Origin of the sequence: Streptomyces alfalfae (genome assembly GCF_004127445.1) — a bacterium.
Taxonomy (GTDB): domain Bacteria; phylum Actinomycetota; class Actinomycetes; order Streptomycetales; family Streptomycetaceae; genus Streptomyces; species Streptomyces alfalfae.
In genome coordinates, this window is sequence record NZ_QEXM01000038.1 from 154,609 (window position 1) to 178,517 (window position 23,909).

The following is a 23,909-nucleotide window of genomic DNA, read 5'->3' on the forward strand; positions in this document are numbered from 1 at the left end:
CTGTCACGCGTCGCGGCGGGGGCGGGGCAGCAGGCGGTCGGTGAGGACGGTGCCGGTCAGGGCGATGTTCTCCGCCTGGGTCATGGCGTGGTGGGTGCAGGCGGTGTCGTGGGACGTGATGCGGCCGGTGACCCAGGGCTGCCAGGCGCGGCCCGTGGGGGCGGTGTCGGGCTTCCCGCGGGTGGCGTGGAAGTAGACCAGGTCGCCGTCGAAGACACCCTCGGTGAAGGTTGGCAGCAGGGTGGCGTGGTGGCTGATCAGCGCCGTGGCCGCCTTGAGGTGGGTCTCGTCGAGCGCGTGCTCGGCGTACGACGCCCGAAGCGCCTCGGAGGGCAGGGCGTCCCGCCCGGAGCCGCCCCGGCGGGGCAGCTGCCCGGCGGCTTCGAGGAGGAGGTCCGTGGTGCGCCGTGAGTCCTGCTCGACGCGCAGCCGGTCCGAGGGGTCGATGGGCTGGGCGTCGAGCATGGCCAGCAGGTCCACCCGCTCGCCCTCTCTCTGCAGCTGGACCGCGATCGCATGGGCCAGCGCTCCGCCGAGGGACCAGCCGAGCAGGTGGTAGGGGCCGCTGCGCTGGACCGAGCGGATGTGCCGGGTGTAGTCGGTGATCATCTCGCGGAAGGACGCCGCGGGCTGTTCGGTGCCGCGCAGCCCGCGGGCCTGGATCGCGTACACCGGGACGTCTGCCGGCAGATGCGGCGGCAGGGTCGCGTAGCACCAGCCGAGGCCGCCCGCCGGGTGCACGCAGAACAGCGGCGGGCGGGCGCCGGTGGTGCGCAGCGGCAGTAGGACCTCGAAGGCGTCCCGCTGAGTGTCGGCCTCCAGGAGCCTGGCCAGGGAGAGGACCGTGGGCGCCTGGTACAGCGCGCCGAGCGGCAGCTCGGTCCCCAGGTCGGCGCGGACACGGGCGGTGAGCTGCGCGGCGAGCAGCGAGTGGCCGCCCAGGGCGAAGAAGTCGTCGTCGACGCTGACGTCCGGCACGTCGAGCACGTCGCAGAAGATGCCGCACAGCTCCTTTTCCAGCGGGCTCCCCGCCGGCCGGCCGCCGACCGGGGCCACGGGAGCCGTCGCGGCGGCGAGGGCGGCGCGGTCCAGTTTGCCCTGGACGGTCAGCGGCAGCGCCCGGTGCACGACGAACCGGGAGGGCACCATGGGGGAGGGGAGCCGGGCCGAGGCCCAGGACCGCAGGTCGACGGCTTCCAGCGGGGCGCCGGCGCCGGCGGCGAGGCTCTCGGCGGCCACGACGTGCGCCGTCAGGGTCTGCGTGGCGCGGGCGCCATGACCCGTCTCGTGCACGGTCACGGCGGCGTGGGCGATGTCGGGATGACCGGCGAGGACGGCCTCGATCTCCGGCAGTTCGACGCGCACGCCCCGCACCTTGACCTGCTGGTCGTTGCGGCCGAGGTACTCGAGATCGCCCTCGTGCGTCAGGCGCACCAGATCACCGGTGCGGTACATGCGGGACCCGGCCGCGCCGAAGGGGTCGGCGACGAACCGCTCGGCGGTCAGGTCGGGCCTCCCGAGATAGCCCCGGGTGACCTGTGCGCCGGCCAGATACAGCTCACCCGGCACCGTCGCCGGGACGGGCCGCAGCGCGCGATCGAGCACGTAGGCCCGCACGTTGTGGCCGGGACGCCCGATGACCGGGCGCTCCGCGTCCTTCCCGATGCGGCGGTACACCGCGTCCACGGTGCATTCGGTGGGCCCGTAGTAGTTGTGGAAGACGGTCGAGGGGCAGGACCGCAGCCGCTGCCACAGGTCGGCGTCGATGGCCTCGCCGCCGACCATCACCATCCGCGGATGGTGGCCCTCACCGTCGACCAGGCCGGCGGCGAGGAGCCGGCGGAGGAACGAGGGCGTGAGGTCGAGGAAGTCGACGCGCCGCTCGCGGACGCCGGCGACGAGGGCGGCGGGGTCGAGCCGCACCGGCTCCTCGATGAGGTGCAGTTCCTGACCGGCGGCCAGGAAGAGCAGCCCCACCCACGCCGTGTCGAACGAGAACGAGGCGGTGAGCGCGGCCCGCAGCCGGCGCCCCGCCGCGGCGACGCCCGGCGCGATCAGGTCGCGCTCGTGGTCGAAGAAGAGGTTGGTCAGCTGGCGGTGCTCGACGACCACCCCCTTGGGCCGCCCCGAGGTGCCCGAGGTGAAACTGACGTACGCGGGATGTCCCGCCCCCGAGGCCGACGGCTGGTGCGGGGCCCGGGGGTCGGTCTCCGGCCGGCGTCCGAGACCGAGGACCGTCGCCTCGTCGTCGAGCACCACCGCGGGCGTGGCGCGGGCGAGCCGCGGGGCCTCGGCGGAGGCGGTGATCACGTACAGCGGGCGGGCGTCGGCCACCATCGCGCGGATGCGCTCCGCCGGGTGCCCCGGGTCCAGCGGGACGCAGGCCGCGCCCGTCTTGAGGACGGCGAGCAGGGCGACCACGTAGTCGGCCGTACGGGGCAGCAGCACCGCCACGTACGTCTCGGGGGCGGCGCCCCGCGCGAGCAGCAGGTGCGCGAGGCGGTTGGCGCGGGCGTTGAGTTCCCCGAAGGTCAGCTCCGTCCCGCCGCAGACCAGGGCCGTCTCGGCCGGCGTTCGGCGGGCATGGGCCTCGAACAGCTCCGGCAGCGTCGTGGCGGGGACGGGGTGTTCGTCGCCCTTCGCCGCGCTCAGCAGGCGGGCGCGCTCCTCGGCGGGCAGGACCTCGATGTCCTTGAGGGGCACCAGCGGTTCGGCCCGTGACAGCGTCCGCAGCAGGGCCATGAAGCGCCGGTGGTGGGCGGTGACGTCGGCGGCGGAGTACAGCGCGGGGTCGGCCTGGAAGTCGATGCGCAGCGAGCCGTCGGCGGGCCGGTCGTAGACGTTCACGCCCAGACCCGTGACAGGTCCGTTGGAGAGGTTGTGCAGCACCGCCGCGTACGCGCCGAAGGACAACTCCTTGTCGTGGGTCATGATGTTGATGCCCCAGTCGTCCGCGAAGCCCTCGGGACGCCGGGCGATCTTCAGCTCGCGCGCCATGTACCCGTAGGGGTAACGCTGGTGGCGCAGCACTCCCTTGGCCTTGTCGACGGTGTGGCGCAGCAGGTCGTCCAGGGTGCTTCGCTCGTCGACCCGCACGCGCAGGGGCAGGATGTTGGCGAGCATCGTCGGCACGTCGCGCGCCGCCGCGCCGCGTCCGGTCACCGTCAGGTCCAGCGTCACCTGGTCGCGGCCGCTGAACCGGTGCACGTACAGGGACAGGGCCGTCATCGCCGCCGTCGCGAGACCCGTACGCGCTCCGCGGGCCCGGGCCCGCAGCCCGTCGGTCGCCGCGGCGTCGAGGTGGCCGGTGGCGCGGACGAAGCCGCGCGGGATGTCCGGCACCTCGTGCGCGGAGTCCGGCCGGGACGGCCAGTCGGCCAGCTCCGCCGCCCAGTACTCCCGGTCGCGCGCGAACCGCTCCGAGGCGTGGTAATCGGCCTCGTCCGCGAGCACCTGGCTCAGGGTGCCCATGCGGCGCGGCGGCACGGGCTCCCCGGCGTCCAGGGCGGTGTAGACCTCGGCGATCCGCTGGATGAACAGGGCCGCGCCGTAGCCGTCCAGGGTGATGTGGTGCATGGCGAGGTACAGCAGGCACCGGTCCTCTGCCGTCCGGAGGGCCGTGAAGACCGCCGTGGGCGTGCGGCCGAGGTCGACGGGCCGGTCGAGCTCCGCCCGCATCCACGCGTACGCGGCCGCGGTGGGGTCGTCCTCGCCCCGCAGGTCGATTTCCGGCAACCGCCAGTCGCGCAGCGGCTCGACGATCTGCCGCACCTCACCGCCGTCGTCGGTCACGAACCGCGCGCGCAGCCCCTCCGCGTCGGTGAGGGCCTCGCGCAGCGCCCGCTCCAGTACGCCCGCGTCCACCGGGCCCTGGATCTCCACCACTTCGGCCGCCCGGAAAGCGGGGCTCCGTGGATCAAGGGCCTGGGCGAACCACATGCCCGTCTGCGCAGCGCTCAGCGGCATCCCGCGGCCACCGTCGAACCTACTGTCCATTCTCGCGTCAACTTCCCTCACGGCCAGGGCCACCGCCCGCTCGCGCCGGCTCTCGGCACGCTCACACCGCCGCCCCTCGGCACGGGGCGGTCATCCGGTCATGTGCCATAGAGGGCAACGAGCCGCACTCGGCGAAGTGTCGGTTATCAGGCAACCTGCTTACGGAAGGCGGCCTTTCCGGACGGTGTCGACGGCGGTGCGGCGCGCAGGGGAGACGCGCCGGGGCGGGACGGAAAAGGGACGGAAAAGGGAGGGAAAGGGGGCGGGGCGGGACAGCATGTCCGCCCCGCCCGGTTTTCCGCCGCGCCCGCCACGGTCGCGCGCGGCGGTCGCGTCAGTCCGGCAGCCCCCGCACGTACTCGGCCACCAGCTTCGCCACCGCCTCCGGCACCTCCATGTGCATGATGTGGGTGGCCTCGACCCGGGCGACCGTGACGGTGGGCCGGGCGCGGGTGAGCGCGGCCAGCTCCTCGGTGACCCCTCGCGCGAACCGGTCGGTGAACTCGCTGAACCACTCCATGCCGGGCGCGGGCGGCAGCTGCCGGCCCGCCTGGGCCAGGAGCAGCGGAGGTTCGATACCGGTGAGCCACCCGGTGACGCCGAGCGCGCCGACCCTCCGGAGTTCGTCGAAGAGCTGCAGCGCCGCCGCCCGTTCCGGCAGCGTCTGCCACGTGCGGTCCGGCAGCGGGCGGGCGGCGGCACGGGCGGCGGTCTCCGCGAGGTCGGCGGGGACGCCGAGCCGTACGACGTCGGCGACCTTCTGTTCGATGTGCCCGGCGGGCGCGACGGCCCCGGCCACCGCCGACAGCCCCTCGTTCACGCGTGCCGCGCCCGGCTCTTCGGGGCCCCACCAGAAGCCGTCCAGGTTCACGGCGGCACGGGTGCGGGCCGGGTACGCACGGGCGAACTCGACCGCGGTCAGCCCGCCGAGCGAGTGGCCCACCACGACGGCCTCGGACACGCCGTGCGCGTCGAGGGTGTCCGCGATGAGCCGTACCGCCGTGGACAGGGTCCAAGGGGAGATGTCGGGGGAGCGGCCGTGTCCGGGGAGGTCGAGGCCGAGGACCCGGTGGTCGGGGGTGAGGAGGGCGGATGCGGTGTCCCAGTCGGCGACCGACCGCGAGAAACCGTGCAGGAGGACCAACTGGGGGCCGTCGCCCCCAAAATCATGGGTGTGTAGGAGTGTCATCGGGGGTCACTGTAGAGCGCCCGTACGCGTTCGAACACCGGTTTACGATCATCGTCGGGGCCATCAGGAACCATGTGCCGCCAGGCGGTGAGGGCGGTCGGGAGACGGCGCCGGGCGGGTCCGGCCGCGTACGCTTGGCGCCGTGCCCCGGAAATCGCGAAAGCCCCGCCGGCTCGTCGCCGACGGGCGGACGTATCTGTGGACGCTCCGCCACCACCATCGCCTGGGTGCAAGCGGCCGGTCCGAGGACTGCCGGGAGACCCTGACGCTTTATCCGCAGGCGGACGGTTCCGGCGGCCCGCTGCGCATCGTCTTCGCCGAGGCCCCCGGCCGCTATGTGCCCGGCGGCGCTCCGTTCGGTTCCGGCGACGTGGGGTTCGTCCGTGGCGGCTCCCTGAACCTGCACGAACCGGGCGCCGTGCGGGCCCTGCTCGACGAGGCGCTGGCCGGCGGCCGGTGGCCGGACGACCGGCGGGCGACGGAGATCGACGGCTGGACGCTGCTGGAGGCGGCGTCCGCGCGCCACTCCTGACGGCCGGGTCGGTCGCGGGCCCCTCGTGAAGGTCAGTCCCACTGCCATTCGAGTCCATAGACGCCCGGCGGGCACTTGGCGGGGAGCAGGTGGGCGGTGTGGGACGTGTCCAGGAGCACGCGGTGGCGCTGCCGGGCCTCGCCGTCGAGGCGTTCGCGGTAGAAGTAGTGGCAGCTCGCCGGAGTGGCCAGCGGGTGGAAGCGCACGTGCAGCAGGTAGGTCCGGAGGGATTCGCGGATGCGGCGCTCGTGGCAGTAGGAGGTCGTGAGCGACGGGCCGACGTGAACGGTGTACTCGACCACCGCAGTGTCGTTGCGGGCCAGCGGGCGGCCGAAGGAGATGTCCGCGAGCACGCTGCGCAGTTCGGGCAGGAAGCGCCGGTCGGCCAGCTCGCCCGAGCGCACGACGACGTCGACGGCGTCGTCCGGCGGCGCGTCGAGGAAGTGGACCACGGTGAGCTGCCGGGCGCCGTCCCGGACGGCCCGCAGCACGGTCGTCACCGTGATCTCACGGATGGCACGGTGCTCGTCCAGCGTCACCGTCTCGTGGGTGACCAGGGCCTGGGTGTCGGAGTTGAAGTAGGGGAACGCCTCGCCCAGGGCCTGTTCGAGGTCGGACCTCTCGCCGTAGACACCGCGGACGGCGGCCGGGTCGTGCGGCAGCGCCCGGCCGCGGGGCCGGTGCGGTCCCAGCAGGGAGCGCAGGGTGCCCGGCAGCAGTCCGAGCATCGGCTCCAAGGCGTCGATGGCCCGCAGCGACTGGGGCCGCTCGGGCTGGCTGCGGCCCCGCTGCCAGTGGCTGAGCGTGGCGGGGCTGACGCTGATCCCCTGCGCGTGGAGGCGGTCGCATATCCGCTCCAGGGAGAGGCCGCGCTGCCGCAGCGCCCGGCGCAGGACGTCGGCGAAGGTCGCCTCCGGGTCACGCGGGTCGAGGCCCCGCAGGCCGGCGCTGCTGAGGTCGTGGTGGTCTCCGCGGCCGTCGAGCCCGTTCGGGCCCGAGGCGAAAAGGTCGTTCGTCATGATTTCTCTCGATGGGGGCGTATGGGCGCCGTTCCACGGCGGGCCGGTCTGCCCGCACCCATACGCCGAGCAGGGGCCGTTCACCGTAACCGGTGGACGGCCCCTGTGACCCGGGACGAAAGGGGTCAGTTGGTGTTCAGTGTCAGGCCGTAGTAGTTGAGCGCGTCATCGAGCGGCTGGAAGTAGGAGGAACCGCCCGAGTTCACCCCGGAGCACTGCTGGCCGATGGGGCCGCCGGAGGTCATGCCCTGCGCCTGGTTGCCGGAGATGTAGGCGCCACCGCTGTCGCCGCCCTCGGTGCAGACCGTGGAGCTGGCGAGGCCGGAGACGACGGTGTCGGGGCCGCCGTTCTGGTCGGTGTAGGTCACGCTGACGTTGTACGAGCGGACCGTGCCGCAGGTCCAGCCGGTGGTCTGGCCGGACTTGCAGAGCGCGGCGCCCGACGCGGCCCTGCGGCTGCCCTGGACGGCGACCGGGCTGCTGTTGCCCCAGGTGCCGACGCTGGTGGCGATGGAGTTGCCGGAGTCGACGGCCGCGACGCCCATGTCTACGCTGCGCGTGCCGACCGCGAACCGGGTGTGCGTGGCCTTGGCGAAGCGCACGTTGTTGTACGACAGGACGGGCAGGTCCTCCACGCAGTGGCCCGCGGTGACCAGGAACTGCTTGCCGTTCCTGTCGTGGGCGCCGTAACCCACGGAACACAGGTAGCCGTTGTAGGTCATCCGGCTGCCCGGGTAGATCACGGCCTGCGGGGTGAGCTTCTCCTGGCCCTTGACGATCTTGACGGCCTTGCCGTGCTTCGCCGCCTCGGCCAGGAACGCCTTGGTGGCCGCCCCCCGCCCGCTGTTGACCTCGACCGTGACCGTGTCCGACGCGAGGTCGACGCGCCACGAGGAGACGCCGCCGGGGACGCGCTTGGCGGCGAGGGTGTCCAGCTTCGCCTTGATCTTCTCCAGCTCGGCCTGGCCGCGGGCGGGGACCCGGGCGTCGAGACCGCTCTTCTCGATCTTCCTGGCCTCGGCGGCGTCACCGGCGTTGACGGTCAGCTCGCCGCCGGCGGTGAAGAAGGCGCCGTCGCCGGATATGCCGTCCTCGGCCAGCCCCGCGAGCCGTCTCTGCTGCGCGTCCTGCTCGTCGAGCCGTTCCGCGGCGGCCTTCTCGCTGACGCCGAGCGAATCGGCGAGCGCCCGCACCATCTCCGGCTGGTACTTCGGGGCGGCCTCGCTCGCCTGGGCCTGGGCGGTCACGGCGGTGACCGAGAGCAGGGCTCCGGCAGCGGCGATCAGGGCGGACTTATGCGAAATACGCACTCTTGTTTCCTTCCGGTAGCAGGCAGCGGCCACGTCATTCCTGCGTCCCGGGACAGCGATGTTCCAGGGACGGGGATGTGGGTGCGTTTCCCGTGAAGGCGGGCCTTTGCCTGGCGGCGAAAGTGGGGGCTTCGCCGCGCCCCGACTTTCGCCCATCGGCCGGAGGCTCATCAAGGTTCGCGACCGGGGAGGTTTTTAACAGAGTTCCTTTGAATCTGTTTACCGCGAAGGGCCGCTCGCCGAGGCGCGCTCCCGTGGCGCCGACCGTCCGTGGCGCGGACGCCGACGGTATTCGTAGGGTGACCCCATGCCACTCGTAGAAGTCACCCACGCCCCGGACGTCCCCGAATCGAAGCTCCGGGAACTGGGTTCGGTGCTGCCGCACCTCGTGTCCGTCGCCGTGGAATGCCCCGAGGAACCGTACGACGGAGATCTCCAGCCGGGAGACGTCGAGATCCGCTTCCGCGGTCTGGGGCCGCTCGACCGCTGCGGGCTCGACGTGGTGATCGAGGTGCGGTCCAAGTACTTCGAGAGCAGGGCCGCCGACCGGCAGGAGCGGGTGGACCGCCTGCACGAGGACATCCGCACCGCGACCGGCCTCGACGACTTCGGCGTCTACCTGTCGCTTCCGGTGGCCGCCTGGGCGCAGGGCGACTGACCAGGGGGGCGGGTGACTCTCCGTCACTCGTTCTGGGGAAGCGGCGGCCGGACACGTCTCGTCGAGCGGCCGGGTGGGCAGGACCGCGAGCGGCAACAGGGCGGGCACGACTCTCCGCCGGGTTCCGCAGGTCTGTTCCCGTCACCCCGGAAAGGCGGAACCGCATGGTCTCCGTGGCAGCCGAGCCCGATCCCCGGCGGTGGAAAGCCCTGGTGTTCATCTGTCTCGCCGAGCTGATGGTCGTGCTCGACGGCACCATCGTGAACATCGCCCTTCCCTCCGCCCAGCAGGATCTGCACTTCTCGGACGCCGACCGGCAGTGGGTGGTCACCGCCTACGCCCTCGCGTTCGGCGGACTCCTCCTGTTCGGCGGGCGCGTCGCGGACCTGTGGAACCGCAGGCACGCCTTCCTCCTGGGCGCCGTCGGATTCGCCGCCGCCTCCGCCGTGGGCGGCGCGGCCGTGAACACCGCCATGCTCATGGGGTCCCGTGCCGTCCAGGGCGCCTTCGCCGCGCTGTTGGCGCCGGCCGCGCTGTCCCTGCTGTCGGTGATGTTCACCCGGGCCGACGAGCGCGCCAAGGCGTTCGGCGTCTACGGGGCCATCGCGGGCGCCGGAGCGGCCATCGGGCTGCTGCTCGGCGGCGTCCTGACGGAGTACCTGACCTGGCGCTGGACCCTGCTCATCAACATCGCCTTCTCGGCCGTCGCCGCCCTGGGGGTCCGCTACGTCGCCGACGAGCGGGGGCCCGGCCGCCGTGGCCGCCGCCTCGACCTCCCGGGCGCCGTCCTCGCCACCGGCGGCCTGGTGTGCCTCGTCTACGGCCTGACCAGGGCGGAGTCGGACGGCTGGCCGCGCCGGTGACCCTGTCCCTGCTGGGCGGCGCCGTCGTGCTCCTCGCCGTGTTCGTCGTGCTCGAAGCCCGGGTGCCGGAACCGCTGCTGCCGCTGCGCATGGTCCTCGACCGCAACCGGGGCGGCGCCTACCTCTGTCTCGCCGTCGTCTTCGTCGGCATGTTCGGGCTGTTCCTCTTCCTCACCTTCTACCTCCAACGCGACCTGGGCTTCAGCCCGTTGGTGTGCGGAGCGGCCTTTCTGCCGCTGACCGTCGGCATCATGATCGGCGCGACCCTGATCGGCACCCGTCTGGCGCCGCTCGTTCCGGCCCGGCCGCTGATCACGGCGGGGTTCCTGGTCGGGGCCTCGGGGCTCGTCGTCCTCGCCCAGATCACCCCGACCGGCTCCTACACCACCGTCGTCCTGCCCGGCATGTTCGTCATGGGCCTCGGCCTCGGCACCGTCCTGATGCCCGCCGTCGGTCTGGCGACCCACGCCGTCACGCCGCGCGACGCCGGTGTCGCCTCGGCCATGGTCACCACCGCCCAGCAGATCGGCTGCGCCGTCGGCACCGCCCTGCTCAACACCGTCGCCGCCACCGCCACCGCCGCCCACCTGCGCGAGCACCCTCCCCTCGACCCCGCCACCGCCCTTACGGCCACGGCGCGCGCGACGGTCCACGGCTACTCCACGGCCATGTGGTGCGCGGCGGGCATCCTCGCGGTGGTGGGCGTGGCCGCCGCCGCGCTCATCGACCACCGGCCCCGTACCACCGCCGTGCGGTCGGCGGACGAGGGCGGCGACGGCCACCGTCGGACACCGGTCCGCGAGGCCGGTCCTTCGTAGGGCCCGAGGTCCGCGGAGTGCCGCGGCCGTCCCGTACGAAGCCGCCGGGCACGGTCGTGATCAGCGCCATCAGCACGCCCATGGTGAAGATCCGCCCGTCGATGACGCCGAGACTCCGGCCGGCGGAGAGCACCACGATCTCGGTCAGCCCGCGGGTGTTCATCAGCAGGCTGAGCGTCACCGTGTCCCGCCGGCCCATCCCCCCGAGGAGCGCGGGGACCGCCGTGCCCACCAGCTTGCCCGCGCAGGCCAGCGCCACCATGGCGGCCAGTTCGAGCCAGCCGCGCCCGGTGAGCGCCCCGAGGTCCACGTGGATGCCGGTGACGACGAAGAAGACGGGCAGCAGGAGCGCGGACGACTGCTCCAGCGAGGACCGCACCGACGCCGTCAGGGCGTCGGCGGACTCACGCGGCATGATGACACCGAAGGCGAACGCGCCGAAGATCGCGTGGATGCCGATCCAGGTCGTGGCGTACGAGCAGAGGAAGAGCCCCGCGGTGACGACGGCCAGCAGCTCTCCCCGCGATCCGCGAGCGGCCGCCCGGCGCACGGCCACCGCGAGCAACGGCCGTACGAGCACGGCGAGCAGGCACACGAAGGCGACCGCGAGGACGAGGGTCTGCGCGGCTTCCGAGGGGTGGCCCGCCGTGGCGAGTGCGGTGCACAGGGCGAGCAGGCACCAGGCCAGCACGTCGTCCGCGGCGGCGGCGGCCAGCGCGACGCTCCCGACGGGGGTGCCCGTGAGCCCCTTCTCGTCGAGGATCCTGGCGAGCACGGGGAACGCGGTGATGGCCAGCGCCGTGCCGAGGAACAGCGCGAACACCCCGAAGCCGATGTGCTCCCCGGCGGGCGGCGGGTGGTGGCCGTAGAGGACGGCGGCCAGCGCGACGCCGCATCCGAAGGACAGGGTGAGGGCGCACAGCGAGACCGACGCCGCGTGACGGGCGCTGGTGCGCAGCAGCACGGGGTCGGTGTGCCAGCCGAGGAGGAACATGAACAGCAGCAGGCCCACCTGGGCGACGGCGGACAGCAGCGGTCGGGTCTCCTCGGGGAACAGGATCCGGTCGGGGTCGCCGGGCAGCAGCCCGAGCAGGCTCGGGCCGAGGGCGATGCCCGCCGCGATCTCGGCCATGACGGCCGGCTGGCGCAGTGGCCGCGCGAGCCGTTTCAGCGCGGCACAGGTCAGCAGCATGACGGCCAGGCCGACGCCGACCATGGCGAACGTCAGGTCGGCCGCCGTGGCGGGTGAATGCAGCGCCGCAGTGGTCATGGCGTCGCCCCGCGGCCTCCGGCACCTGCCGCAGGCGGTCCGGCGGCCGGGGTGGCGTGCGCCGCGACGACCTCGTCGACGACGCCGTGCGTCCGCGACGCGAGGTCGTCGACCTGTGCGTCGGTGTACCAGGCGCGGCTGATCGGCAGGTCGATGTGCAGACCGTCGCCGAAGCGGGTGACCACCACGAAGAGCGTGGGGATGCGGGACATCGGCAGGACCCGGAGCCCCGTGGCCACGAGGCCGTCCGGCAGGGACGGCACGGCGATCCTGCCGAGGTTGGTGACGAAGAAGGTCGGCGGGCACTGCCGCGCCATGTACGGGAAGGCCGCCAGCTCCCGTTCGGGGACGCCCCCGGCGAGGCCCTCGCGCACGGACCGCGACAGCTCGCGGCCCAGGGCGAGCGGGTCCGCGGGGACGTCGACGGCGAGCCGGACCGGCATGCCGGAGGCCGCGGACTGCAGCACCTCCTCGGGAATGGGCGGCGTCACCCTCCTGCGCATGTCCACCGCCACGCCGCAGCACACGGGGACGGGCCCGCGGGCGGGTGTGAGCGCGGGCCGTACGGCGGCCGTGAACAGCCCACACAATAGGGAGTTGACGGACAGCGCGTGACGGTGGGCGATGTCCACGAGCGCGGCGGTGCGGGCCGCGTCCACGCTGACGCGGGCGGCCCCGAACGTCATGTCGGGTCCCGGCCCCGGACCCTCCGACGCCGGCGAGGGCAGGCGGGCCGGGGGGACACGGGCATCGGTCGCCGCCCGCCGCGTCACGTACTCCCGCAGTTCGTCCGGCGCGTACTTGTGGTGGAACGCCTCCTCGATCGCCGGGGCCAGGACCGGCTGGACCGGCTCCGTGGTGACCGGCCGCCCCGAGCAGACGTCGGCGTACAGGGACCAGAACGCCTGGTGCAGGGCGATGACGCTGGTGCCGTCCACGCAGGCCCGCGGCAGTGTGGTGACGAGCCGGTGCGTCCGACCCGGTGTGTCACGCGTCCCCTCCCGCGTGATCAGGGCCATGCGCAGCAGGGGGCCCTGGGACCAGTTCGTGGCGGCGTTCAGCTCCTGCCCCAGGTCCGTGGCCCGGTCGAGCCGGACGGCGGGGCCCTCGCCGTCCGTGAGGCGTACGTACGCGTTCTCGCCCTGGAGGGACAGTCGTCCGCCCAGGACGGGATAGCGGCGGACGAGGTGTCCGAGCGCGCCGCGGAGCGCTCGGGCGTCGATGTCCCCCCGCAGCTCCCAGACGGTGACCACGCGCATGTCACCGGCGATCATCATGGCCTCGTGGCCGGACAGGCAACGTTCCATTTCCCCACCTTTGACGAGATGCCGCTGACCTTCCCGTGACCGCACTCGGCGGCGCATCCCCCGAACGACCCGCGCGGCGACGGGATATGGCGCGTTCTCTCGCGACGTGAGCCGGTGGCACGGGGCCCATGCCGCGCGGTCGCGTAGACATGGCGCCGAGGACACCGGAATGACTACCGGCCGCGACGTCCCGGGCGCACGATGGTCGCTGTCCCACCGCCGAATCGAAGGGAAAACCATGGCGGAAGAGCCGGCCGAAATGCTGCTCCCCAAGGAGAACGTCGATTACGAGGCCTTCTACCTCGGGCAGCCGATCGTGGCGGGCGCGGAGGCGCCCTATCCGAAAGTGCCCTGGGACATCGGTGAGCCACAGCCGGCGGTCGTCGAGCTGGAGCAGACCGTGGACTTCCACGACCCGGTCCTCGACGCGGGCTGCGGGCCGGGGGACAACGCGATCATGCTCGCTCTGCGGGGCCGCCGGGTCACCGCGTTCGACAGTTCGCCCGCCGTGCTCGGGATCGCCAGGGAGCGCGCCGCGACGGCGGGGGTGGACGTGGAGTTCGTGGAGGCGGACGCCACGCGGCTGGAGGAACTGGCGGGGCGGCGCTTCGCCACCGTCCTCGACAGCGCGCTGTACCACTGCCTCGGCGACGACGAACGGCACCGTTACCTCGCCGCGCTGCGCCGGGTCACCCGTCCCGGCGCCCAGTTGCATCTGGTGTGCTGGGCGGCGGGGACCCCCGGCGTGCAGCAGCCCATGGTGGTGAGCGAGGACAACCTCCGCGCCATCGTCGGCGCGCACTGGGACATCAGGGAGGTCAGGCGCACGAGCCTGACCACGGCGGTGGTCCCCGACGCCCTCAGCGACGAGGACATCGCCGACTTCCGCCGGCTGGGCGTGACGATCGACAGGGAGCGGGTGGCGGTCGACGACCAGGGCAGGATCGTCGGACCGGGCTGGTACCTGCACGCGGTCCGCCGCTGAACCGCCGCGGACGCCGTCACACGGCACCGTCCTTGCGGGCCACGACGAAGACGCGGCGGAACCGGAAGACCGTGCCGTACGCGGTGGCGGGGTACACCTGCGCCAGGCGCTCGCGGTAGGCGGCGAGGAAGTCCTCCGCGGCCCCGGGTTCGTCCGCGAGGGCGCTCAGCAGCGGCAGCATCCCCGTCCCCGTGGTCCAGTCCGCGAAGGGATCATCGCCCGGCAGGACATGGGCGTACGTCGACTCCCAGGCGTCCACCGCGCAGCCGAGGGAGGCGAGCCGGCCGAGGTAGTCGGCCGGGTCGTGGACCCGGTGGTCGGGAAGGACCCCGGTGCCCAGGCGCTCCTGCCAGCGCGGGCTCGCGCACAGGTCCCGCAGGGCGCCGTGGGCGCGGGACGCGGTGTTGTCGGGGACCTGGAAGGCGAAGACGCCCCCGGGGGTCAGGGCGCTCACCCACGCCTCGAAGCGGTCGGGGTGATCGACCACCCACTGGAGGGCGGCGCTGGAGATGACGAGGTCGAAGGGTTCGGCCGGGGCCCAGCGGCCGATGTCGCCGTGGCGGAAGTGGAGGCGTCCGCCCTGCGCCGTCTCTCCCGCGACCGCGTCGGCGGCGGCGATGCTGTCGGCCGAGCTGTCGATCCCGGTGATGTGCGCGTCCGGCCAGCGCGCGGCGAGGAGAGCCGTGACGCGTCCGGCGCCGCAGCCGAGGTCCATGATGCGCGCGGGCCTGCGCGGCAGTTCGGGGACGCGGGCCAGGAGGTCGTGGAAGGGGCGGGTGCGCGGGTCGGGGTGGTCGAGGTGTCGCTGGGGGTCCCAGGTGGGGGTGGCGTGCATGGCGGGCCTCCGGGGGTGCGGGCGGGGGAACCGGTGGAACGGGCCGGGTCTTCAGGGCTTGCGGCCGACCCCGCCCACGACGTCGGCCACGAGGCCGGCCCACTCGCGGGAGTACGGGTCGTCGGTGTCGGGCCGCCACGCGGTGAGGGGGACGACTCCCGGGTCGACCAGGCGCAGGCCCTGGAAGTAGCCGGCGATCTGCTCGGGTGTGCGCAGGCGGTAGGCGAGGTCGGCGGTGGAGTTGTGCCGCGCCTGGATGGTGCGCCAGTCACCGGCGGTGTCGCTCACGTCGTGGGAGAGCAGGCAGCTGCCGGAGGGCAGCGCGGCCATCAGCCGCGCGACGATCCCGCACGCCTCCTCGTAGGCGGACACATGGCCGAGGATGCCGCTGAGGACGAGGGCGACGGGTGACGACAGGTCGAGCGTCCGCGACGCGGCGGTCAGGAGCGCGTCGGGCTCCCGCAGATCGGCGAGGAGGCAGGTGACGGATTCCGGGTCGGTGGGGGCGAGGAGGGAGCGGGCGTAGGCCACGGCGCGCGGGTCGTTGTCGACGTACACGACGCGTGCTCCGGGCGCGGCCTGTCGGGCGATCTGATGGGTGTTGCCCGCGGTGGGCAGTCCCGAACCGATGTCGAGGTACTGCCGGACGCCCTCGTCGAGGGCCAGGTGGCGCACCGCGCGGGCGAGGAAGTGCCGGGTGGTGCGCACCCGTTCCACGAGGCCGGGGTTGTCCGCCGCCAGACGGTTGCCCGCGGCGCGGTCCACGGCGAAGTTGTGCATGCCGCCCAGCCAGTGGTTCCAGACGCGCGCGTGGCTGGGCAGCGTGGTGTCGATCTCCGGCGGCGGGTCGGTGACGGCCGCTGCCGGCCCGGGGCGGACAGGGGCGGGGATCGGTGCGACGCCTTGGTTCATCACGTCGTGTATGCAAGCAATCTCCCGGGGCGGGGAACAAGGCCGGCCGGGTCCTTCAGCGCGGTTGCGTAGTGTCGGCGGGGTGAGCCGGGGCCGGCAGGGCGGGACCGGGCGGCGTCTTCGGGGCATGAGGGGCCGGGCCGCGCGGGCTCGCCGTGTCCGCGGGGGCGCCCGCGTCGGCGGGCGGCGGCGCCGGACGGTCCGTCACGTGCCGCCCCGGACCGTCGTCGACGCCCGGGTGGGTGCGCGCCAGGTCGATGCGGGAGCGCAGCCGCAGCTTGCGGTAGATCTGCCGCAGGTGGAAGCCCACGGTGTGGGAGGACAGGAACATCTGGGTGGCCACCTGACGGTTGGTCAGGCCCTGGGCCACCAGGTCCGCGACCCTGCGTTCGGTGTCGGTCAGGCTCGCCCACCCGGACGCGGGCCGGTCCGCGTGCTTCCAGTGCCGCCGACGCACCCCGAGGCGGCGCAGCCGACGCCGTACACGCGCCTCGTCGCGTGCGGCGCCGAGGCGCGCGTACTTGGCCATGGCCCACTCGAACTCCATCACCGTGGCGGCGCGGTCGGCCCCGCACAGCGCCCCCAGATCCTCGGCGGCGGAGGCCCTGGACCACGGGTCGCGGTGCGTCTGCACCGCCCGCCGCAGCGTGTCCGCGTCCCGCTGGTGCACCCCTTGCGCGTGCGCGGCGGCGGCGAGCAGGGAAGGGACGTCGGCGTTGTCGGCGGCGAGCCGTTGCGCCGCGCGCACCGTCTCGGCGGCCCGCTCCCCGTCGCCCCGGTCGGCCGCCGTGCGCACCAGCCAGGCGGCCGCCGCCGGTTCCTCGCAGAGCAGGGAGCGCAGGGCGTACGGGTCCGCGTGGACGGCGGCGAGCGCGGCGTCCAGGCCCTCCACGTCCCGCCGCGCCGCCGCCAGTTGTGCCGCCATCCACGCGGCGCCCGCCCGGGAGGCGGTCGCCGCGGCGCCGTCGAGCCCCTGCTCCGCGACCGTCCGCGTCAACCGCTCGACGTGTTCGTCGGCCGCGGTGAGGTCTCCTCGGCGCAGCGCGACCTCGGCCAGAGTGCGCCACCCCAGCGGCGAGTACCGCGGCATGCCCGCCTCGTCGGCGGCTGCGAGGCCTCCGGCGGCCTGGGTCGCCGCTTCCGCCAGGGCGCCCTGGGCGAGGGCGAGCGACGACCCGAGGATCTTGGCGGCGCCGCACAGCACCGGCCAGCCCTCGGCCTCGATCTCGCCGCGCAGGACGTCGAGGAGAGCCGTGGCCTCCGTGGTCTCCCGCAGGTGGGTGAGCATGGCGGCCAGCGCGAGGCGGGGCGCGAACGGCCGGCAGACGCCTCGCTCCTCGCCGGCCGAGGCGACCGCCGCGCGGGCCTGCCGCAGCGCCTCGCCGACCCGGCCCGCGTGCCAGTGCGAACGGGCGAGCACACACCGCAGCCCGGCGGAGGGACCGCCCCGGCGCGTCATCTCCTGCCGCGCCTCGCGCTCCGCGGCCGCCGCGTCCAGGTCGGCGAGGCCGTGCAGCCGGCCCAGTTCCATGCGCTCGGCGAGGCCTTCGGCCCCCGCGGCGCCGGGCGAGGGCGGCCCGGCCACCGCCACGGCCCGCGCGGCCCGGCCCGCGAGCAGCAGCGCCGCCGAAAGCTCGCACCGCAGCACGGTGGCCTGCTCCTGCGGCAGAGCGCCGCCCAGGGACTCCTCGGCCAGCGCGATCGCCCGGGGCAGGGGGCCGCAGCGGGTCAGCGCCTCGACCGCGACGCGCACCAGATTCGCCCGTACGGGGTGCAGCGGACCGGTGATCTCCAACGCGCGCTGGGCGAGTTCGGCCGCCGTGCGGGGCTCGGTCGCCACGACCGCGGTGGCCGCCGAACAGAGCACCGTGACGGCCCGGGTGTCCCCGCGGCGTGCGCCGTGCACCAGGTGGGCCGCGGCGGGCAGGACACCGCCGTCCCTGCCGATGATCATGTCCGCGGCCTGCCGGTGCAGCGACCCGCGCAGCGGCCCCGGCAGCGTCGCGAGCAGCGCCTGCCTGACCAGTTCGTGCCGGAAGGCGATGGTGTCGCCCTCGCACACCAGGAACCGGGAGTCCAGCGCCTCCTGCAGGGCGGGCAGCACCGAGGCCGTGGTCCCACCCAGTATCTGCGCGATGTCCTCGGGCAGGGCGGCATGGCCGAGGACGCAGGCCACGTCCAGCAGCAGCCGGGTGCCCGGCTGAAGGGCCGCGGCCCGGTCGCGGACCAGGACGCCGAAGCGGCGCGGCACCGGCCCGTTCTGGACGTCCCCGGCCGGCCGGGCGCGCCCCTCGGCCACGCGTACCCGCTGCTCCTCCACCAGGCCGTCGAGCAGCGCGACGAGCGCCGCCGGGTTGCCGTCCGCGCCCTTGACGCAGGCCAGCAGCTCGGGCGCGGGTTCGGCCGACAGCCGGTCGGCGGCCAGCTCCGCCACGGCACGGTCGTCCAGCGGCGGCAGGTGCACCCGCTCCGAGCGTTCGGCGTCGCCGAGGGCCGCGAACAGCTTGGCCGGCAGGGATTCCGCCTCCCCGGCGCGGCGGGCCAGCACCCAGGCCACCTGCTGCGTCGCGCACCGGGCCACGAGAGTGCCGAGGGCGGCCAGCGTCGTGGTGTCGGCCCACTGGAGATCGTCGAGCACGACGGCCACGGGGCCGCGGCGCAGCCGTTCCGCGAGCGAGGTGTGCAGCCGGTCGATCAGCCAGGCGGAGTGGCCGGCGGCGGTGGCGGCCAGGTCCAGGGGCGGGTGCTCCACGTCGGTGCGCAGGTCCAGGGCGGCGATCAGGGGAGCCAGGGGGACGGCGCGGCGGACCTCGTCGGCGTCGGCGTACGCGACGGAGAACCCGCACTGCGCCGCCACCGCGCACGTGTCACCGAGGAGTCTGCTGCGGCCGGCCCCTGCCACTCCTTCGACGAGGGCGACACCGCCGCGCCGGGGTCCGGAACGGGTGGTGTCGAGCAGGTGCAGCAACCGCTCCCGCTGCTGTTCCCGGCCGCGCAGACGCGGTCCCGGCCGGGGGAGCGGCATGAAAGCGGCGGTGGTGAGGAGCGAGCGGGACGAGAGAGTCGGGTCGGTGTGGGGGGTGTCTACACGTGATGGCAACCGCGGTCCCCTTGTGCCTCTAATCAGGTCGGCTTCGGGTGGAATGGTCGAGGGGCGGGCGAACGTCCGTCAAATCGGTCTGAAGCGGGTGAAGCACCATGTAACGGGCCGGAAGGTCCGGGGGCCGCCCGCACGGCGGCATACCCCGGTGAGGGGTCAATGACCCCCCTTGCCGAAATGATCCGCGTACGAACGCATCAGCTCGGGGACCCGCTCGGGCAGGCCCGGCAACATGGCGCAGGCCTCGGCGAGTTCGGCGAAGCGGCGGCTGAACACCCGTGCCGCCACGTCCGCACGCGGGATCGGGGCCGGCTGCTCCGCCAGCTCGAAGGAGGGCCCCGCCGTGCGCCCCGGGCGGCCGGACGGCAGGGTGACCAGGTGCTCGGCCAGCGGCCGCATCATCCCCGTCATGACGTCGATCGCCGCGTTCATGAGGCGGGAGCGCCGCAGACTGCTGTCCGCCGCGACACCGAAGTGCTGGACGATGAGCTGGTTCATCAGGAAATACGCGTCGTTGAAGGCCACCAGGGCGGCACGGGCCCCGGGAGCGGTCACCTGGTCGCAGGCCGGGTTCCCCGCGTGCAGCGAGGGGTTGCGCAGCACCGGGTAGGCGGGGCTCCACGGCGGCCGTCGCCCCCGCGGGGACCCGTCCCCGTGGCGCTCCCCGTGGTGCTCGGCGGCCAGCAGCTCCGCTATCCGCAGGAACGTGTCGTAGTGCGACTCCTCCTCGGGCGCGGCGCCGGACAGCACGTTGCCCTCGCCGTGCTCGGTGACGAAGTCGACGGCGAACAGGGCGCTGGCCACGTCGTCCACCTCCAACTGGTAGTCGGGGTGCGCGGCGTCCACCGACCGGCGCATGAACAGATGGTGCTCGCCGCCGCCCCGCCCCCGCTCCACCACGAAGAGGTCCGGCACGGTGGCGATGCCCTCGCGGATCGCGGCGTACAGATCGCTGAGCGACTGGTAGGGGTAGGGGCGGCCGTCCTCCCGCTCGCGCACCGTGTCATCGGCGAGCCCCGCGCTGACGTCGTGCGGCTGCTCCAGGGCGATGAACCGCTGCACGCTGCCGGGACCGAACGCCTCCAGGCTCATGTCGAGCGGCATCCGCAGCCGGCTGTTGAGGGTCCCGAAGTCGATGCGCGGCATGTGGAACGGCAGCCCCATCGCGGTGATGATGTTGTTGATCACCAGAAAGTGCGTCATCTCCTCCCTGGCCACGCCCATCAGAGTGCCGCGGATGCCGTTGCTGAGGGTCTCCCCGCCGTCGCCGCACGCCAGGCGGAGCCGACGCGGGCTCCACTCGCCGCGCCGCACCAGCTGCCGGCCCGCGCCGTACAGCGGGATCGACCACCCGGCGTACAAGTACTGGAGCATGACGGCGAGTTCGGCGGTGGCGGCCTCGCGCAGCGCCTCGTGGAGCTGTGCGCGCGTGGTGAGGGCGCCGTCGCGGACCCGCCGCGGCACCGTCCTCGGCGGTGGTCTGCGGTCGGCCTCGTCCTGCCGCAGATAGGCGAGCAGAAGTCTCGTCTGCGGCCCGGTCATGTCGCGGGTGGGCGGCATGTAGTAGGTCTTGTCCTTGTTGGCGGGGTCGCACATCAGCCAGATGAGCCGTGCGTAGGTGGCCACCCGGGAGCGGTCGGCGAGGCTGAAGATCTCGTCCTTCATGAACGAGTGGAGCAGTTCGTAGGGGGCGTACACCTCCCGGTACAGCACCTCGAAGGTGACCTGGTCGCGGGGGATGTCGTCGAGGCGCCGGGTGTCGGGCAGGGCCCGCACGTCCACGGCGCAGACGGCGGGCCAGTAGCCGAGGCGGTCGTCGTTGTCGTACGCGCGGACGGCGGACCCGGGTTCGGCGGCGTCGCACGGCGGTTCGTCCCCGTCCGGCAGGACGAGCAGCCGGGTGGCGCCGGCGGAGGCGTGCCGGACGGCGAAGGAACCGCGCCCGTCGGCGTCGGTCGTCAGCGTGCAGGACGCCGCCCAGCCGCTGTCGTCACCGTCCTTCCGTGCCGCGCCGGGTCGCACGTCCACGATCCGTACGTCACCGCACCGCGCGCCCTCCGCCTCCGCCACGGGGTGACCCGGCAGCGCGCGCGGGTTGAAGAACTGCGTGACGCGCAGCGTGACCCCCGCCGCGGGAAGCCCCAGCCGGTAGGCGCGCAGTGCCACCTCCGCGGCGTCGCCGGAGGGTTCCGCCGGGTCGAGGAAGAGGGCGGAGTCGTCGACCAGGACCACCGTCTCCTCCTCGGCCAGCAGAACCCTCGGCCGCTGGTCCGGCAGCGTGCCCACGAGGACCAGGGGCTCGGCGGCGGGGGAGGAGTGCGTGGGGACGGTGACGAGCCCGCCCGTCAGGTCGGCGCCCGCGAGGTAGGCCCTGGCCGGCACGCGGGCGACCAGCCGCCCGGAGTCACGGGTGCGCAGCTCCAGGTCACCGACGTCGAGGCGCGGGCCGAGCGGGTGCAGGGGCCCGGGTCCCGGCTCGGCGCCCCGGTGGCGCACGGGGACGGCGGTGACGAGGTCGACCGTGGTGTGCGCGTCGGTCACGTGGACCGCGGCGTTGTGCAGCGGGGTCGCCGTGCCCGCACGGCGCGGCCCGCGGGCGGTGAGCGGACGCCCGGCCGGGCAGGTCCGCTCCTCTTCGCGGCGCCAGGGCGCGAGGGTGCCGCGCAGCTGCCAGACGTCAGGGGCGTCGTGGGCGCGGGGCGTGGCCATGTTGGTGAGCGCGAAGCGCACGACGAGCCCCGCGAACTCGCCTTCTGCCACGCGTTCGCGCAGCAGCCGGGCCGCATCGGAGGCCTCCGTCTCGTCGGCCCAGGTCAGGCCGTGCGCGGACGGGACGGCGAACTGGTGGACCACCGAACGCGCGAACTCGTCGGCCAACGGGTGGTCCCCGGGGTCGAGGACGTACCGGGAGTTCTGCCTGCGCGGCGGCTGAAGGCCCGTCACGTCGCCGGTCGCCAGATAGCCGACCTCGTGCGAACGGCCTTTCCTGCCGAAGCCGAACCGGCCGACCATGAGGGTGGTGGTCCAGCGCGACGCCGGGTCGATGTCGAGGACGCGGGCCCGGTTGTACGTGGTCGACAGGTAGTCGTTGTAGTGGCCCCACATGTCGACGTGCCGGCCCACGACGGGGTCGGACGTGTCGGTCTCCCCCGGGACGCGTTCCCACGCGGTGATGCGGGCGTCCACCCAGAAGTGCCCGTTGCCGCCGAAGTTCCAGCCCTTGACGGTGCTGAACCGCCCCTCGGGGGTGACCCGGCCGTCCGGCTCGAAGCGCCGCCCCAGCCGGTCGAGGTGCTCGTGGTACTCCCGCGGCGGCCGGTCCAGCGGGAACGGCCGTCCGTCCGCGGTCAGGGCGCGGTGGCGGGCGAGGTCGTAGAGGCCGCCGCGCGGGCCGGTGGGCAGCCGGGTCACCGCGGTGCCCGCGAAGTGCAGCCGGGGGAGGTCGAAGATGCTCACCGCGCCCCCTTGAGGGCCTCGTCGATCTCCGTCACCGCGGTGAGCGCCGACTCGATGGCGCCGTTGATCCACGCCGGGGTGGCCGAGCAGTGCTCCCCGGCGAAGAACAGCCGTCCCTGCGGGCGGGCGGCCCGCCGCATCTCGTCGGCGCACCGGCCGGCGTCTCTGCCCCAGCGCCAGCGGCGCGAGGTGCAGCCGTTGCTCCAGCGGTTGCCCGCCCACGCGATGCTCGCCGCGTCGAGGACGGCACCCGGCTCCTTGAGCTGCGGGTACAGCAGGGAGAGTTCCTCGACGGCGGCGGCGTGCCGGACCTGTGCGGGGAACCGCCCGAGGAGGTCGGCGTCCTCGGCGATCGCGTACGAGCCGAGCAGTGTCGCCCCCTTGGCCGGATCGCCCTCGCACGGCGGGTAGTAGGTCTGCCGGGCGCGCCCGCCGGTCGCCGAGGCCCCGCCCCGGGTGCCGTCCGCCTCCCAGAAGGCGTCGCGGCAGTGCAGGGCCACCTTCGTCGCGGCGCCGTACTCGACGCTGCTGATGACCTCGCGCTTGTCGTCGTCGATGCCGGTCAGCGCCATGCCGCGCAGCACGGAGAAGGGCAGCGTGCACAGGACGGCCGAGAACGCGCGCGTCAACTCCCGCCCGCCGACCCGCAGTTCCACGCCCGCCCGGTCGCGTTCGGCGTGCAGCGTGACCACCTCATGGCCCATCAGGACCGGCGCGCGCAGGCGCTCGGCGAGGCGGTCGACGATCCGGCTCATCCCTCCGCTGAGGCACATCAGGTCGGTGTCGGTCTCCAACAGGAGATCGTCGAGGAAGCCGCAGAGCCTCGGGCTGCAACCGGCCCGCAGGCCGGGGTGGTCGCGGAACACCGGGCCGAGATGGAGCCGGTCGGCCCGTACGCCGTGGACGTACGGCGTGAGGTCGGTGTCGTCGGCGAGCGGGAGGAGGGTGGTGAGTTCGGACGCGAGATTGTCCCGCAATTCGGCCGGCGCGACCGCGCGGACGAGCGCGGTCAGCCACGCGCCGAACAGCAGGGTGTGTTCCTTGTACGAGGCCCTGCGCGCCGCGGGAAGGAGACCGTGCAGATCCGCCAGGAGGGGGGCGGCGGCGTCCTTGACCCGGACGAAACCCTTTCCGGTGGTCACGTAATTGTTGTCGTCGCTGAGGATGGTGCGAAAGGGCCGCAGCGCCGATTCGAGACCGAGCTTCTTCACGTACCGCATCGTCAGTTCATGGGAGGACGGAATGCGCATCGCGCCGAGTTCCGCGTACGGAGCGTCGTGCGCCGTGCCGAACCGGTGGGTGTAGACCCGGCCGCCGATCCGCTCACTGCCTTCCATGACCGTCACCCGGTGGCCCAGGGCCTCCAGTTCACCCGCCGCCACCAAGCCCGCGACACCCGCGCCGAGGACGGCGACGTCCACGCCGTCGTCCGCCGCTTCTTCCTGCTCCAACTGCGTTGATGCCCACATGGCAGTCGACTGTGCGCGATCACCGTCCGCCGCCACATCCCCAAGTCGGGGCCGCTCACCGACAGTGAATGAGGGCCCGCGGAACGCACGTACGAGGGGTGTGCGGGTCATCCCACGTGATCGCGTAGGTTGCACGCCCGGCCCTGCTCCGCCGGTGCCGACCGCTCATACGCTGAACGGAATCCGGCTT

Annotated in this window: 14 protein-coding genes and 1 pseudogene; 4 read left to right on the forward strand and 11 right to left on the reverse strand. The window is 73.8% G+C overall.

All coding sequences use genetic code 11. From position 1 onward, the window contains the following. Window positions 1-3: 3 nt before the first annotated feature. On the reverse strand, window positions 4-3,966 hold the full coding sequence (locus DCW30_RS17185) for a non-ribosomal peptide synthetase (protein ID WP_076687671.1): 3,963 nt from the start codon (window positions 3,964-3,966) through the stop codon (window positions 4-6). A gap of 364 nt (window positions 3,967-4,330) precedes the next feature. Further along, window positions 4,331-5,185 carry an alpha/beta fold hydrolase gene (locus DCW30_RS17190; RefSeq protein WP_076687672.1) on the reverse strand — a complete coding sequence of 285 codons (855 nt, stop codon included), beginning with the start codon at window positions 5,183-5,185 and terminating at the stop codon, window positions 4,331-4,333. Between the two features lie 142 nt (window positions 5,186-5,327). Here DCW30_RS17190 and DCW30_RS17195 point away from each other — a divergent pair, with 142 nt between their 5' ends. Then, window positions 5,328-5,717: a hypothetical protein gene (locus DCW30_RS17195; RefSeq protein ID WP_076687673.1), complete on the forward strand. Its 390-nt coding sequence runs from the start codon at window positions 5,328-5,330 to the stop codon at window positions 5,715-5,717. A 32-nt stretch (window positions 5,718-5,749) separates the two neighbouring features. On the opposite strand, the gene DCW30_RS17200 is transcribed toward DCW30_RS17195, so the two are convergent. Both DCW30_RS17200 and DCW30_RS17205 read right to left on the reverse strand, forming a co-directional pair. Continuing rightward, a complete protein-coding gene (locus DCW30_RS17200; protein WP_232626584.1) occupies window positions 5,750-6,736 on the reverse strand; it encodes a helix-turn-helix domain-containing protein in 987 nt (328 codons plus the stop codon). Between the two features lie 125 nt (window positions 6,737-6,861). Further along, the gene (locus DCW30_RS17205) at window positions 6,862-8,046 is read right to left on the reverse strand and encodes a S1 family peptidase (RefSeq protein ID WP_076687674.1); all 1,185 of its coding nucleotides are present in this window, start codon (window positions 8,044-8,046) and stop codon (window positions 6,862-6,864) included. A gap of 307 nt (window positions 8,047-8,353) precedes the next feature. On the opposite strand from DCW30_RS17205, the gene DCW30_RS17210 reads away from it, so the two are divergent. Further along, window positions 8,354-8,704 (forward strand): hypothetical protein, encoded by a 351-nt coding sequence (locus DCW30_RS17210; protein WP_062768770.1) that lies wholly within the window; start codon window positions 8,354-8,356, stop codon window positions 8,702-8,704. 164 nt (window positions 8,705-8,868) lie between these two features. Continuing rightward, window positions 8,869-10,385: pseudogene (locus tag DCW30_RS17215) on the forward strand (MFS transporter). On the opposite strand, the gene DCW30_RS17220 reads toward DCW30_RS17215, so the two are convergent. After that, window positions 10,288-11,655, reverse strand: coding sequence for a cation:proton antiporter domain-containing protein (locus tag DCW30_RS17220; RefSeq protein WP_076687675.1), 1,368 nt, complete (start codon window positions 11,653-11,655; stop codon window positions 10,288-10,290). The pseudogene DCW30_RS17215 and the gene DCW30_RS17220 sit on opposite strands and share 98 nt — an antisense overlap. After that, window positions 11,652-12,962, reverse strand: coding sequence for a phthiocerol/phthiodiolone dimycocerosyl transferase family protein (locus DCW30_RS17225; RefSeq protein ID WP_076687676.1), 1,311 nt, complete (start codon window positions 12,960-12,962; stop codon window positions 11,652-11,654). The genes DCW30_RS17220 and DCW30_RS17225 overlap by 4 nt, the downstream gene beginning before the upstream one ends. A gap of 238 nt (window positions 12,963-13,200) precedes the next feature. Between DCW30_RS17225 and DCW30_RS17230 the strand changes: the two genes are divergently transcribed. After that, entirely contained in the window at window positions 13,201-13,947 is a 747-nt protein-coding gene (locus DCW30_RS17230) for a class I SAM-dependent methyltransferase (RefSeq protein ID WP_211825116.1), read from the forward strand. 16 nt (window positions 13,948-13,963) lie between these two features. Here the strand turns inward: DCW30_RS17230 and DCW30_RS17235 are convergent, their stop codons facing one another. From DCW30_RS17235 to DCW30_RS17255, 5 genes are all read right to left on the reverse strand, one after another. After that, window positions 13,964-14,782 carry a methyltransferase domain-containing protein gene (locus DCW30_RS17235; protein WP_076687677.1) on the reverse strand — a complete coding sequence of 273 codons (819 nt, stop codon included), beginning with the start codon at window positions 14,780-14,782 and terminating at the stop codon, window positions 13,964-13,966. Window positions 14,783-14,833: 51 nt separating this feature from the next. Continuing rightward, window positions 14,834-15,694 (reverse strand): SAM-dependent methyltransferase, encoded by an 861-nt coding sequence (locus tag DCW30_RS17240; protein WP_079250250.1) that lies wholly within the window; start codon window positions 15,692-15,694, stop codon window positions 14,834-14,836. A gap of 55 nt (window positions 15,695-15,749) precedes the next feature. Next, window positions 15,750-18,794, reverse strand: a complete 3,045-nt coding sequence (locus DCW30_RS17245) for a helix-turn-helix transcriptional regulator (protein WP_123985637.1) — start codon at window positions 18,792-18,794, stop codon at window positions 15,750-15,752. A gap of 156 nt (window positions 18,795-18,950) precedes the next feature. After that, window positions 18,951-22,250 (reverse strand): ferritin-like domain-containing protein, encoded by a 3,300-nt coding sequence (locus tag DCW30_RS17250; RefSeq protein WP_076687679.1) that lies wholly within the window; start codon window positions 22,248-22,250, stop codon window positions 18,951-18,953. Next, the gene (locus DCW30_RS17255; RefSeq protein ID WP_162933602.1) at window positions 22,247-23,719 is read right to left on the reverse strand and encodes a flavin monoamine oxidase family protein; all 1,473 of its coding nucleotides are present in this window, start codon (window positions 23,717-23,719) and stop codon (window positions 22,247-22,249) included. Before DCW30_RS17255 ends, DCW30_RS17250 begins: the two co-directional genes overlap by 4 nt. Window positions 23,720-23,909 lie beyond the last annotated feature (190 nt).